Genomic DNA, 14,090 nt, shown 5'->3' with positions numbered 1-14,090 from the left:
CTTTCTTGCAATTGTAGCTGACAGCAGCCTGAAAGCCCCCAGATATTCGCTGGCGCCGGTTCAGCCTACTGTCAGCTTCGATCAATAAGGCAGGAGCCTTGCCCTCATACCGGAGCTCGGCAGCCTGATGCGAATACTGCTCATTGAAGACGACGACGACCTTAGAAGTGCTGTGCACGATCATTTGGTGGCTGGTGGCCACGCGGTCGACTGGGCCGAGGGCCTGTCCGGAGCGCGCGGTCATGCAGCTGTGGCCGGCTACGACGTTATTTTGCTCGACGTTCACCTGCCGGACGGCAATGGCATCGACTATCTGCGGGAGCTGATCAAGGGGCTTGATACAACGCCGGTCATCATTCTGACAGCCCGCGATCGGATTTCGCATCGCATCGAGGGGCTCAACGCTGGCGCCGACGACTATTTGGTCAAGCCGTTCGATCTGGGGGAACTCTCGGCACGCATCCGTGCAGTGGCACGTCGCCAAGGGCATTTTCCGGAGCCGCAATTTTCGGTTGGGACGCTTTCCATACAGGCAGCCGAGCGACGCCTCTTCCGCGACGGGCAGGAGGTCCACCTGTCTGGACGCGAATGGGCGGTGCTCGACTGCCTTCTACGCCAGCCCGGTTCGGTCGTTTCAAAGGGGAGGATCGAGCACGCGCTTTATTCATTCAATTCGGAGTTCGAGAGCAACACAGTGGAGGTTTATGTCAGCCGGCTCCGCAAGAAGATCGGCGGGGATAGAATAGCAACCGTGCGTGGCTCCGGATACAGGCTCGTGGTCACATGACGAACTCGAACAGCATGACGAGAAAGCTGCTATCGTGGTTAGGCGGGGCAACGCTCCTGGTTTGGATCGCCGCCCCAACCATGGCTGCGTTCATTTTTTGCAATTATGTAAACGAAAGTTCGGATGACTTGCTCCAGGGGAGCGCAAAGTACAGACAACCAGAGCTGATCAAGGTCTTGAATGGAAAACACGTTGATCAATACAATAACAACTTTCCCACTTACAAAAAGTACTTTACCTATCGTGAGCAGGTTATTAATAAGTACGGGATAGTGCTTATTTCTGAACCGGAAGAGGGTCAGCAGCCCTTCCCTGATGCTCCCCTGAGTAACGGCTTTTGGGGAAACGCTGATTACCGCGTCTACACAGAGGAGATCCAAGACGGCGTGTATCATCAGTTGGCCGAACCGCTTCATGGCCGCCGTACCACAATCGCGAAGGGCGCACTTTTTGTCTTCCTTCCGACACTCGTGCTCCTGCCCTTTAGCTTAGCTGTTTGGTGGATCGTGATCCGGCGCTCGCTGCGGCCAATCGAGGTACTGCGACAGCAGATCGGATCGCGCGACGGCGGCAATCTGTCACCAATGGACTTGGGCGATTTCCCGGCAGAGTTGGCTCCAATCGCGGCATCCGTCAATCGGCTTCTCGATCGTCTGCGGGCGGCTCTCGAGGCCGAACGCGAGTTCGCCGCAAACAGTGCGCATGAACTGCGCACGCCGATCGCAGGTTCAATCGCTCAGATGCAGAGATTAGTGGCCGAGCTTCCCAATGGGTCGGCCAAAATGCGTGCGCGCGGCATCGAGCAAGCGCTGTCGAGCCTTGGCCGCCTTGTCGAAAAAGTGCTTCAGCTCGCTCAAGCCGAATCGGGGGTTGGCATGGCGGATCACGCGATCGATCTTGTCCGATCGGTTCGGCTGGAAATCGACGACCTGAGGAAAAAGCCGCAATATGCCGGACGCCTGCATCTTAACGTCGACGGCTGCCCCACTTTGATGCGCAAAGTGGATGTCGATGCGTTTGGGATCCTCCTTCGTAACCTGATCGAGAATGCGCTGATACATGGACTGCCCACTGTTCCGACAACAGTTTCCGTCCAAACTGATGGAACCATCGCTATTGCAAACGCCGGACCGGTGGTGCCCCTCCCCGACCTCGAAGGGCTTACAAAGCGATTTAGTCGTGGTGCTACTCCTGCTGCGGGCTCAGGCCTTGGTCTACATATCGCTAACATGGTTATCCAGCGGATCGGTGGCAGTCTAGAGCTTGCGTCGCCCGCCCGCGGTCGCAATGATGGTTTCGAGGCGATCATACGAATTCCTCAATGACACCGGTGAATTCGACGACATTTGGACACAGGGCGGATTGCTGGCAAGGCTGCTGACATGGCGAACTGTACGGCAGTATGTATACGGCGTAGAAATCGTACTTCACACAACGCATTTCGGCCGCGGCAATCAATGCCGCTATCATCGTCTGAGCAGTTCGATCGAAGCGACACGACATGATCGGCAAAATCGAAGGCTCCGCCTCACCGCTCGCTCGATTTCGCCCGGGGAGAAAAAAGGCCATCCGAGAAAGTGCAAGCCGCCGCGCAAAGGCGACGTGTCCAATTGTCTGGGTGCCCCTGTGCGCCGGCCCGATCGGGTTGGCGCAGGTCCAGTAAGGACCCGGACCAACCATTCCATTTAGACGACCGGCAGGTTTTAATCGGCGTCCGGATCGCCGGCCCAAAATGCCCCAAGTATACGGCTAGAAAGGCTGCCAACGATCGAGCTTTGGTCGGAGGCGTGCTTGTCAGCGTCTTGGGTGCTTGACCGGCCTTTGCAATGGCCATCGCCATCGCAAGTATCGTGCGTGGCCAGTGAGACCGCAATTTCATCAGCCTGGAGCCGACCGTATCGGTGCTTTTTTCTGATTTAGGGATTTTTCGTTTTCCTCTTGGATCATCACGGGTTTGGAGAGGATCTGGTGTTAAGTGCCATTCGGAGCGCCGGCGAACCGCCCGAAATTAATGTGGTCGAGTCATGAAGCCTCCCGAATGCGTTAAACGAGACCCTTTATGGCGGCCCTGGCTGACAACAGTCTGAAAGCTGCAAGCGGCATGCGAAAATGGGGCGATCCTGAATGACGACAGATGCTATCAACATGAAAGAGGCTCGCCCTGAAAGCTGAGCACGCTTTATGCTCAGGCTGCTGACAAGGCCAAAGCAGCGTAAGTGCGTAGTGAAATCCAAGGTCCACATGGGTCGTCGCGCGTCCCGTGCGCCTGGGAAGGCGCCGGCCCGGCCAAGCTTTCCCAGCTCGTCCGCATGATGCTTCGCTGAGCGTCAATGGACGTTGGCGCGAGACCAAGGCGTCGTGCGTTGCAATCCGGACGGTCCAGGGTATCAGGAGTTTCACGGCCTCGGCCCGCTTGGCTGGCCACAGTTGAAGCTCCAACGTACCGGCTGGCACCGGGAAATTGGGCTCTGCGCTGCCTCAACGCTGATGGCACGGTCAATGCTTGCCTACCGATGGGGCCGCCCATGCCGTGATGCTGTCGGTCGACGTTCGCAAACCAGACCCTCGCGAGACCCAGCGAAGGGGCTCGCCGGTACGACGAGGGACCTTACCTCTTTATGCGCGGCATCATTATCGAGGATGACATGTTGCCTTACACGTCGTCCCTCGCGCTCGGGTCTTTGTGGGGCGGATGAAGTCCTGATCGCGGTGGCACTGCTGCATGTTTGCGTAAGACCCATCCAGTCACGATCGCGCTGTCCTTCGATGTCGCGGTGCTGATAGGCGGGCAGATCGGTGTGCGCGGCGCCCGCCAAAGGATCGTCGTCACGCCGGAGGAGGCGAGCGTCATAGCCGGCGCGCCGGCGAAAGGCGCTTTCTGTCGGATGCCCGACAATGTCGGATATCGCAAGTATCAAGGTTGGATCAAACCTTGCGAATCGGGGCTTTCTTACTTGGCACGGGGCATGCTCAGGTATCCGCAAACACCCAATGGATAACGAGCAGACTTCCCATGGCCTCACCATGCCGAAAGTTTCCCGGACGCATCCAAAGATGAGGCTCGCGTCAGGCCCAGCAACACGCTGACGGCTCTGTGGCTCGGCGTCGCGTGCCGATCCACTTTCTCCCAATAGGCGTTCGGGAGACATAGATCCTTCAAAATGAGGAACAGATCACTTTGCCAGGAACGCAGCCCATAACCCCACTCTCCCTACCAGAACTACCAAGCAAGCCCCGCACTCATGGGCTTCGCAGGACGTCCGTTGCGTCCGAGTTGGTCGGCGCGGGGCCGGCTCCGATCCCCGTCGCATGGGAGGACGGCAAGGCGAGGGATTTCGTGCTCGACAACGGCATGGAGGTGGTCGTCATTCCCAACCACCGGGCGCCGATCGTCACCCACATGGTGTGGTACAAGATCGGCAGCGCCGACGAGCCGCCGGGCAAATCCGGCATCGCCCATTTCTTCGAGCATCTGATGTTCAAGGCGACGACCAACCATGCGGGCGGCGAATTCGACCGCGCAGTGTTCGAGATCGGCGGCTGCAACAACGCCTTCACCTCCTCCGACTACACCGCCTTCTATCAGACAGTGGCGCCGTCGGCGCTCGAGCTGATGATGAGCTTCGAGGCCGACCGAATGCGAAACCTCATCCTCACCGACGATGTCGTCAAGACCGAGCGCGACGTGGTCATCGAGGAGCGCCGCTCAAGCACCGACACCAACCCGCAGGACGTGCTCCATGAGGAGATCGACGCGACGCTGTGGCAGAACCAGCCCTATCGCATCCCGATCATCGGCTGGATGCAGGAGATCGAGCAGCTGAACCGCGTCGACGCCACCGCCTTCTATGAAAAATACTACTGGCCCAACAACTCCGTGCTGATCGTGGCCGGCGACGTCGAGCCGGACACGGTGCGGGCGTTGGCCGAAAAGACCTATGGCAAGGTGGCGCGCGGGCCCGACCTGCCGCCGCGCATCCGGCCGGTTGAGCCCGAGCAGAACACCAGGCGCACCGTCACGCTCTCCGACGCCCGCGTCAGCGTGCCCAGTTTTTCGACGCAGTGGGTGGTGCCGTCTTACCATACCGCCAAGCCGGGCGAGGCCGAAGCGCTCGACCTGCTGTCCGAAATCCTCGGCGGCGGTAACCGCAGCCGGCTTTACCAGGCGCTCGCTGTCCAGCAAGGTATCGCTTCCAGCGCCTGCGCCTATTTCCAGGGCACCATGCTCGACGACACCAGGTTCGCCATCTATGGCGCGCCGCGCGGCGATGCCAAGCTGGCCGATCTCGAAGCGGCGGCCGCTGCCGAAGTCGCTCGCATTGCCAAGGATGGTGTCAGCAGCGAGGAACTGGGCAAGGCCAAGGAGCGCTTTGTGCGCGATATGATCTTTGCCGAAGACGACCAGGACGACCTCGCCTGCATCTACGGCTCGACGCTGGCCACCGGCGGCACCGTGAAAGATGTCGAGGAACGGCCGTCTCGCATCCGCAGGGTTACCGCCGCGCAAATCAAAGCAGTTGCCGCCCGCTATCTCGCGTTCGACCGTTCGACCACGGGCTATCTCTTGCCCAAGACGGAGAATCAAGAGATGACGCTCGGCGCTCAGCCCCATGCTGCGATGAACATCCAGGAGGTGAAGTCCGAAAAGGGCATCATCGCCTGGCTGGTGGAGGACCACACAGTGGAAATCGTCAACATCGGCTTTGCCTTCAACGGCGGCACCACGCAGGACCCGGTCGGGAAGGAGGGGATGGCCAAACTGATGGCCGGCCTGTTCATCGAAGGCGCTGGCCATTACGACAGCGATGCCTTCCAGGTGAAGCTCGACGATGCCGGCGCCGAAATGAGTTTGGACGCGCAAAGCGACGACATCTACGGATCGGTGTGCATGCTTTCCAAAAAGCAGGACGCCGCGTTCGGCCTGCTTCGGCTCGCGCTGAACGCGCCGCGCTTCGACCAGGGGCCGATCGATCGCGTCCGCGCCGAGATTGTCTCCGGCATCGTCGGCAGCGAGCGAGACCCTGGCGCAATCGCTCAGCGCAAATGGCTGCGCGCGATCTACGGCGCGCATCCTTGTTCAAGGCCGGGAGAAGGCACAAAAGAGAGCCTCGCCGGCATCACGCCGTCCGACCTTCTCGCCTTCCACCAGGCCATTTTCGCTCGCGACGGGCTCCATATTGCCGTGGTGGGTGACATTGACGCGAACACGTTGAGGGAAAGGCTTGACCAGCTGTTTGGTGATTTGCCTGAGCAACAAACCCTCGTCCCCGTCTACGATGTCGCGCCGAAACTCGGTCAACTGGTGGAGGAGAACTACGACCTGCCGCAGACTTCGCTAACGTTGGCCTGGCCTGGCGTGAAGCGTAGCGCGCCGAATTTCTACGCCGCCGTGCTGATGAACGACATCCTTGGCGGCTCATACTTGACTTCCCGCCTTTACGAGGAGGTACGCCAAAAACGCGGCCTTGCCTATCACGTCAGCTCTGAACTGACCCTTGACAAGCTTCTGGTTACGACAGAGACACGCTCGGATTGCGCCGCCCAAACGCTGAGCATCGTGCGAGAGGTGGTAAAGCAGATGGCGCAGCAAGGACCGACCGGGGCCGAGCTCAAGGCGGCGAAGAAGCACCTGATCGGCACCTATGCCATTGACCGTCTGGGCTCGACCAGCTCGATTGCAGACCGGCTCCTGGATTTGCAGATTCAAAATGCCGACGTCGACTACAACCAGCGTCGCGCCCGCAGCATCGGTCGGGTGACGCTCAAACAGGTCAAGGCGGCGGCCAAGAAGCTGCTTTCGGCCGAGCCCGCCATTTTGGTGGTCGGCCCGCCGCTGGGCGGCAAGGATGAGTAAAGAAACTCATCTCGCCTTCCTTCTTCCTTGGGGCTTCTCGTGGGAAGAGCGAATATGGAGGCCGGTGGGCCAAGCAGATCATGCAGACCCGCGGAGTCGTTTCGCGGGCCTTGCGCGGCATTGGCGGTCCAGGGGCCTCTCGCCGAAAAGGCGCTCCTCAGCATGCATGCCGCCTTTTGCAGAATACACTCGCACGCCACCAGCAGGCAGCGGGTGGATGAAGCAAACATCCGGCTGCTCAATCCATCAACTGATGAACCGCGGGCACTCAAACTAACGGAACTGTTGTCGTATGTTTGGTCTACCAACTGCTTTGCCGAGGCCCTAGGACGAACCCGCTGGTGCAGAATACACACCGACGGCCTGTCGACCTGGATGTTCGCTGCGTTGAGGAGGAATCCGGTATTGCCCCTGTGCCTGCCGATGATCCGTCGCCTGAAATCCCCGCACCTGTTTGGAGCCATCGACCGCCTGCCGGCACTCGGCAGACCAGTTGGCAATAAGACGTTCGAGGTCGTCAATCCGTCGACCGGCGAAGTTTTGGCAGAGCTTCCCGATATGGGCGTGGAGGAGACACGTGCTGCGGTAGACAAGGCCTATGTTGCGCAGTCGGGATGGGCCGCGTTGACGGCCCGAGAACGTAGCGACGTTCTTTGGCGATGGCATCAGCTGATCATCGACCATGCAGGCGATCTCGCCGCGATTCTGACTGCGGAAATGGGCAAGCCGCTTGCCGAAGCCATTTCAGAGGTATCGCATGCGGCGGCGTATCTGCAATGGTATGCCGAAGAGGCCAATCGCGTCTATGGGGAGACGATCTCGGCACCCTCGACAGACCGCCGAATGCTAGTGATCAAGCAGCCCATCGGCGTTGTTGGCACGATCACGCCATGGAATTTCCCGGCCTCCATGGTGGCGCGCAAAATCTCGCCGGCCTTGGCTGCGGGCTGCACAATCGTGCTCAAGCCCGCTGAACAGACGCCGCTTGTGGCTGGCGCAATGTTCGCCCTCGCCCATCAGGCCGGCTTTCCCGATGGCGTGGTCAACCTGATCTATGCGTCCGAAGGTGATCGCGTGGGCCGTGAACTCTGCACCAATTCCAAGATTCGAAAGATCAGCTTCACCGGTTCGACGGAGGTCGGACGGCTGCTGATGCGTCAGTGCTCTGACCAGATCAAGAAGGTCAGCCTTGAACTCGGCGGCAATGCACCTTTCATCATCTTCGATGATGCCGACATTGACGGTGCTGTTGACGGTGCGGTCCAGGCGAAGTTCCGCAATGCCGGCCAGACCTGCGTTTCCGCGAACCGCATTTACGTCCAATCGAGCGTTCACGATGAGTTCGTCAAGAAATTCGTGGAAAGAATCCGGCACTTGTCGGTTGGCGACGGATTCGATGCCGGAGTGGACATCGGACCGCTCATCGACAAGCATGCTCTGGCCAAGATCGAGTCTCACATCGCAGATGCCATTGCGAAAGGCGGCACAATACGATGCGGGGGCCAGCGTATCGGCAAGAATGGCACGTTTTTCGAACCCACGGTCCTCACCGAGATTTCCAGCGTCATGGCAGTCGCGCAAGAGGAGACATTCGGGCCGCTCGCGCCGATCATTCGCTTCAACGATGCGGATCAGGTCGTGCGCGAGGCCAATGACACGATCTACGGCCTCGCCGCATACTTCTATGCCTCAAACCTGAAGCGGGTCTGGCGTGTGGCAGAGGCTCTGGAATATGGCATGGTTGGCATCAACACGGGACGCATGTCCTCGGAGGCGGCACCGTTTGGCGGGATCAAACAATCCGGCATCGGGCGGGAGGGTTCCCGTCATGGCCTCGAGGACTATCTGGAAATGAAATATCTTTGCATGGGCGGGATTTGAAACCTGCTGCACTGTCTCTCCGCCCCACCGGGGGGCGGCCTGCGGTCAATGCCGCCACCTAATTGGAAGTTCCAAACGCCGTTGACCTGAAACACGGATGCCCGGCAGGAGACTGAGCTCGCTGCCGGGCCGGACATGCCTTGGGAGGGCATAAATCAGCGCTCCTAGGGCCGATGGGCCACTCAGTTCGTGCGCCTTTTGCCGATTGCGTTGCATGTGCCGTGCCAAGCCAAAAAGCATTGATAAACCGCCGATGGATCAGCTTTTGCCCTGTTGCGCATTCTACATTGTGGGATATGCGACAATGCCCAAGCGGTTGAATCGTCGTGTTGCAGAACCCCAGACGGGTCATGACTGCTATTCTTAGGACAGTGCGCAGCAAGCCGCTACTCGCTGCACTCCAGGCACACCATTTCCATAATCAAGCGGTGGGTGCTATGTCTGACCGAGCTGTCGACCAGGGAACGGTGTGAGGCCTCAAATCCCTCCATATTGTTGCACCCGCCGGTCCAACAGGACTGCAGGTCCGGACTCAAAGGATCTTGGCTGCTATGGCGACATTGCGGTGCACGCCGCTTTCCGACCAATGATGTGCGTCCAGGTCGAGGCCGGCCCTAATGAACCACCGCCTTGGCACCCTCGCCCATCTCATTTTCGGCATCGACAAGCTAGACCAGAGCGCACTTGCAAGGCGCCATGCAGTCCTGTCGGCGGGCGAACTGTTGGTGACGGGTACAGCTGCGAGCGAACGTTCATCCACCGACGCACAGCGCGGACTGTCGCTTTTCAAATTAGGAAATCTCTGTAGCCACCATTCATGAGCGCGCGGCCACGCGAGACGGCCCGACGGATGCGGTCGCGCAGATGATCGCGAGGATCCGCCCAGTCGGCATGGACGCGCCGTTGACCGATGAGAACTTCGGCGAGCTCGCGATGAGGTGCTCCGGCGAGCGAACCGTCGAGCGCACGAAGAACGAAGGACAAACGAACGCCGCGCTTTTCCGGCGCAAACAAGCGGGGGGGCAACTGTTGCCCTAGACTGAGAGCATTGAGGCACTCCAGTCCCCTCAGTCGATGCTTTAAAAGCACCGCGGGCCAGATGGCTTGCGTATGCAGGCAAACAGGGTGGAGGATATTCGCGCCCGAGACGGCGAGCTGCAGCGCGTGGTCCGCATTGCGAAGAAGAACATGCTGGCTCTTGTCGGGCGCCAGCAGGACGATTGCACGACAGGGCAATGCCGAGAGTTCGAACGGCGGTGTCGGCGACGAGGCAGGCAACCGTTCCGCAATGACCGGCAGCACATGGACGCACCAGAGCGGACACCAGAATACGACCGAAGCGCGGCCACAAGACTCCGCGAAACAGAACACCCCAGCGTGACAGGTCGCCGGCCGACGCGACCATATCGAGAAAGGATTGGAGAGACCAAGTCTTGCAATGCTGGCGCGCAGCGGTCAGATCGCGCTGGAACGCTGGATTGCGGCGTAAGAACTCCCAAGCCCACTCCCGCAGCGTCAGGCCAGCGGTGTAGTCGTATGATCTTTCATCCCGCCAATCGGCCTGATCCGCGCCAGTCAGGAGATTCATGACTGACATCCCCTGCCCGCGCCTGCGTGCGTCGAAACATTATGCCACTTCGCAAAGCATCGGCGTAGGCAGCAGACGTCGAAGACCCCGTTTCGTTGAAGCGTCAGCCATCGCCACTGTCGGCGACAGAAGATGTGCCCAAATTGCCACCAGACCGTCGAACTGGCACAGCGACGGCCAGCGCGACCTGGAATTGATCCCGTAACAGTCATCGGCTCCTGCGTCGCGATCCAGACGTCCCTTGAAGGCGCAGTAGCGCGGCAGTGGATCGCACGCTGCTTGTCGGCAAGTTGTCGTAGCGGCGGCGCCATAGGCACGGTCATCGGAGGGTCTCCTGCGGCAAGCTTTCGCCATTGGAGGCCAATCTCCCCGCTAGGGCAGCCTGTGCAGTTGCACAGGTGAAGCGGATCAATCAGGGGGAGCCATGGCGGAAACTGGATGATGGCGGCTTGAGGAGAGCGGCGTATCGAGGCGGGTGATGAAGCCTGCCAGTACCTCTCAAGGAGAGTGATACGCCATGAACGAGACTATCAACACATTGTTCGCCTTCGTCAGCCCGACGAAATCGATGATACCCTGACGGATGTACTTCGCAGCGGCGCGCGCAAATTGCTTGCGCATGCGATCGAGATGGAGGCCGAGGCGTATGCCAAGGCGGTCGACTGCCTGACGAAAGATCATATTGCGTCGCTGGCGCTCTACGATTTCCCCGCCCAACACTGGGATCATCTGCGAACGTCCAATCCCATCGAAAGCGTCTTTGCAACCGTTCGCTATCGCACGGTGCGTACCAAGGGCTCGCTATCCTCGAAAACCGCCCAGCTGATGGTCTTCAAGCTGTTGGCCGCGGCCAGGAAGTGGCGACGATTGAAAGGACAAAATCAGTTGCCGAAACTCATCGCAGGTGCCAGGTTCCTGGACGGAATCCAGGTCATCGAAACGAAGCCGCAGAGCGCCGCTTGATCAGCCTCGTCACCCAAATTCCAGCATAGCTCCATCGGAACTGCCAGCCTTCCTTGCCGATCAGGCGCATATCAGCGCTGACGATACCGAGGACGGCGATGGCGGTCACCTCCAGGCCGCCGAGTAACGACCCTCAAAACACCGCACTGGTCGAGGCCAGCCTGAACCGGTATCTTGTGCCTGCCCTCGGGAGTCGCTCTATCCACCATGTGATCGACACCGACATTGCTAACATCACCAAGAAGATCGTCGCCGGGGGTCACCCGCAAGCGGCTAACACGGCCTTCTGGTGTATGCGGGCATTTTTCAACTGGTGTCGCAAACCGCCGCAACGGCTCATCCGCGGTTTCCCCGCGAGGGATTGGAAAATCCGGATCCGGCCCCGATCGTCAAGCGCAAGCGAGTGGTGAACGATGCCGAACTGGCGGCTATATGAACGGGCTGTGAGCCCGAACCGGGCGATATCGGCTATTCGTTCGGCTCCATCGTCAAGCTGCTCATTCTGACCGGACAGAGGCGTACGGAAGTTGCCGCGATGCGTTGGTCCTCAACCTTGAAGCCGGAACATGGAACTATCGGGTGACCGCACGAAGAACGAAGAGCCTACGCTTATTCCGCTGTCCACACTGGCGGTGTCGGTCCCCCAGACGGTACCGAAGACCAATGACACGTTTTTTTCCCTGCGAGGGGCAACGAAAGAAGCCACTTCTCAGGCTACGCGAAGGGCAAGAAGGCTCTAGACGGCAAGGTCAATACTGACGGGGTGGCTTTGGAGAACTGGACCCTTCACGATCTGCGCAGGACGCTCGCGACAAATCTCGGCAGGCGGCAGGTATTGCCACACGTCATCGAGCACATACTGAATCACAAGGCGGCGTCCTTGACAGACATTGGCGAAATTTACGATCTCTATAGCAACGTCAAGGAGAAGCGCGAGGTGTTGCAGATGTGGTCAAATCACATCGAATGGCTGATCAAGCAGGCTGCGGATGACGCTCTGGCGGCGTAGCTGCTGGCATGGGCGGAAGATGCGGCGCAACAATCGTCAGAGCCTCATCGAATTGGAGATCATGCTTGACCAGCAAATGCGCGGCCAATGCTTCGATGGCCGACCAGTGATCGAGTACTAGCCGGGCCGTGCGATCTTCGATCCGCCCCCAATCGGGGCGGCGCGGCATCAGGAACCGCAACTCACCATAGATTCGCTTGGCATCCGCGTAGTCGCTGCTCCCCTCATTCCCATCGGACGCATTCATCGCCATATCGCGCGGGTCCAGATAGCCTTCGAATGCGGATTCTGCAAAAGGACCTGCCAGACACGCAACTATCTCCCGGATCGCATCATCGCGTTCCAAACATCGATCCATATCGTCCTCGAAAATCGGCTTTCGCTTCGAGGTGAATCCTTGCGCTGAATAAAAACCGCGCCTTCGACAACACCACCGCACTCTCCGTCACCGACGTCGGGGTAAATACTAACACTTGAGAAAGCAGGGAGTTCACGGTCGTCGTCGAACGTCTGACGGTGCAAAACGATGGCGGCCACCGCGTGCCCGGCTTCGTGATGCGCCACAAGCGGCAGATATTGGGAGGCTACATTCATGCGGTGCGGCTCTCAGGTCTAGTTTGCTTTTGCGCATAGGACCGCAATTGTCGTGCCAACTGGGAAAATCGTTTCGGGCAATGCGATCGCTCCGATAGCGTTGCGTCTCCTGTCTGACATTGTTGGGAAGTCGACACGCGCCCGTCGCAATGCGGTCGACCTTCCGCGCGAGTTGGGTGACCCGTGAAGGCGGCCGACCAGGACGATGTTGCGCTGATCGGCGACGAAGGCGCGGCCGGGCGAGATCGCGCATCAGGGGGTGACCGGCGTGTCGGCGAAGTCGAAGTCGTCGATGTCCTTGGCCAGCGGCAACTTGGCGACAGCGAACTGGTATTTGATGGAGCGGGCCTGCTTCTCCGATATCTCGGCCTGCAAGAGATCACCGACAATCCTGGGCGGCTCGTGCCGTCGCTTGATGGCGACGCGCCCATGATCTCGTCATAGGCTCTGCGCATTCCGTAGAGCTTCAGCGCTCCCAAAGTTCCAGTACCTCGGTGCGTTCCATGGCTGTTTGTCCTCCTGAGACTGTCATAGCGGGTGCAGTCGGCGACCGCTCGTGAGCTAGCTTCAGCGCTTGGGGAATGGAAAGGATCGTGCCCGGCGCCGGATCGCGGCTGCGGGCCAGGATGTTGAGAATCACCGGCGCCGACGATGCACCGTGCTCGATGGCTTCCTGACAGGCGGCCTCGACCGCGCTCAATCCGTCGGTCAGCACCCAGGTGAGGATCAACACCATCTGCCGGTCGACGTCATCAACCGCCTTGAGCTGCGCCGCACCTTCTCCATTGCCGACCGCACGACCCAGCCAAGGAACGGCGCGCGCCGTGTGCCAGGGATCGTAGACGACCTCGTTGCGGCCAAAGGAGCGAACGTGTTCTCCCACGACCACGCCATCCTCTGGCGGATGCGATCCGATCGACATAAGCATGGATCTCGATGGGCCGACCGACGGCACTCGACAGCACCGAGTATTTGTTGTTGTCGAAGCGCACCGTGCAGGTCTTCGACACCGACGGGGGAATGCAATGGAAGCCGTCGAAGCGACCGGCAGCCGCTCCCGCTGCGGCTTGGCCGCATTCGCCGACAGCAGCCGGTCCCGCGTCTCACGCCGAGCTCCCATGCGGGGATAGGGCTGGTGCTTGCGCTCGTAGCGGAACTGCGTCTCCTCAGAACGCAGGACCTTGCGCACCACCTTGCGCGAGATCTTCAGCTCACGGCAGATCGCTTTGATCGACTTCCCCTGGACCAGCGACAGCCGACGTATCTTTGCAATCGTCTCTAAAACCAACATCCAAAACACAAATGCCTCCGATCAAGCCGGAGGCATCTTGATGACCCCATCGTTAAGGGGTCCCGTTTGGACGAAAATCACCCTTTAAACAGGGTCCCCATTCCACGAAAAATCAATGCACTA

General features: G+C 59.6%; 6 protein-coding genes and 6 pseudogenes. 7 read left to right on the top strand and 5 right to left on the bottom strand.

Annotated elements, in window-relative coordinates:
* Positions 1 to 127: 127 nt before the first annotated feature.
* The 5 genes and pseudogenes from JT360_RS06595 to JT360_RS06575 all read left to right on the top strand — a co-directional run bounded on the left by JT360_RS06595 (position 128) and on the right by JT360_RS06575 (position 8,522).
* Positions 128 to 787, top strand: a complete 660-nt coding sequence (locus JT360_RS06595; protein ID WP_126097376.1) for a response regulator transcription factor — start codon at positions 128 to 130, stop codon at positions 785 to 787.
* Positions 784 to 2,112 (top strand): sensor histidine kinase, encoded by a 1,329-nt coding sequence (locus JT360_RS06590; RefSeq protein ID WP_214470757.1) that lies wholly within the window; start codon positions 784 to 786, stop codon positions 2,110 to 2,112. Before JT360_RS06595 ends, JT360_RS06590 begins: the two co-directional genes overlap by 4 nt.
* 1,949 nt (positions 2,113 to 4,061) lie before the next feature.
* Positions 4,062 to 5,366, top strand: a pseudogene (locus tag JT360_RS06585) (M16 family metallopeptidase); the annotation flags it as partial.
* 9 nt (positions 5,367 to 5,375) lie between these two features.
* Positions 5,376 to 6,641, top strand: coding sequence for a M16 family metallopeptidase (locus JT360_RS06580; protein ID WP_335930842.1), 1,266 nt, complete (start codon positions 5,376 to 5,378; stop codon positions 6,639 to 6,641).
* Between the two features lie 423 nt (positions 6,642 to 7,064).
* Positions 7,065 to 8,522 carry an NAD-dependent succinate-semialdehyde dehydrogenase gene (locus tag JT360_RS06575; protein WP_376702831.1) on the top strand — a complete coding sequence of 486 codons (1,458 nt, stop codon included), beginning with the start codon at positions 7,065 to 7,067 and terminating at the stop codon, positions 8,520 to 8,522.
* 786 nt (positions 8,523 to 9,308) lie between these two features.
* Here JT360_RS06575 and JT360_RS06570 read toward each other — a convergent pair.
* Together JT360_RS06570 and JT360_RS34035 are read right to left on the bottom strand one after the other, a co-directional pair.
* Entirely contained in the window at positions 9,309 to 9,824 is a 516-nt protein-coding gene (locus JT360_RS06570) for a DUF2285 domain-containing protein (RefSeq protein WP_224570032.1), read from the bottom strand.
* A 115-nt stretch (positions 9,825 to 9,939) separates the two neighbouring features.
* Positions 9,940 to 10,110: pseudogene (locus JT360_RS34035) on the bottom strand (transcriptional regulator domain-containing protein); the annotation flags it as partial.
* Positions 10,111 to 10,701: 591 nt separating this feature from the next.
* Between JT360_RS34035 and JT360_RS06565 the strand changes: the two are divergent.
* A pseudogene (locus JT360_RS06565) lies at positions 10,702 to 11,073 on the top strand (transposase); the annotation flags it as partial.
* Between the two features lie 760 nt (positions 11,074 to 11,833).
* Positions 11,834 to 12,082 (top strand): annotated as a pseudogene (locus JT360_RS06560) (site-specific integrase); the annotation flags it as partial.
* Here JT360_RS06560 and JT360_RS06555 read toward each other — a convergent pair.
* The 3 genes and pseudogenes from JT360_RS06555 to JT360_RS33485 form a co-directional block, all read right to left on the bottom strand.
* Positions 12,048 to 12,428 carry a hypothetical protein gene (locus tag JT360_RS06555; protein WP_214470755.1) on the bottom strand — a complete coding sequence of 127 codons (381 nt, stop codon included), beginning with the start codon at positions 12,426 to 12,428 and terminating at the stop codon, positions 12,048 to 12,050. The pseudogene JT360_RS06560 and the gene JT360_RS06555 overlap by 35 nt on opposite strands.
* A 440-nt stretch (positions 12,429 to 12,868) precedes the next feature.
* Positions 12,869 to 13,181: pseudogene (locus JT360_RS33490) on the bottom strand (ATP-binding protein); the annotation flags it as partial.
* 7 nt (positions 13,182 to 13,188) lie between these two features.
* Positions 13,189 to 13,725: pseudogene (locus tag JT360_RS33485) on the bottom strand (Mu transposase domain-containing protein); the annotation flags it as partial.
* Between the last annotated feature and the right edge of the window lie 365 nt (positions 13,726 to 14,090).

The organism is Mesorhizobium sp. dw_380, assembly GCF_018588885.1.
Classification (GTDB): Bacteria; Pseudomonadota; Alphaproteobacteria; order Rhizobiales; family Rhizobiaceae; genus Mesorhizobium.
Note: the sequence above shows the minus strand (reverse complement) of the source record. Positions and strands in the feature narration are given on the sequence as shown.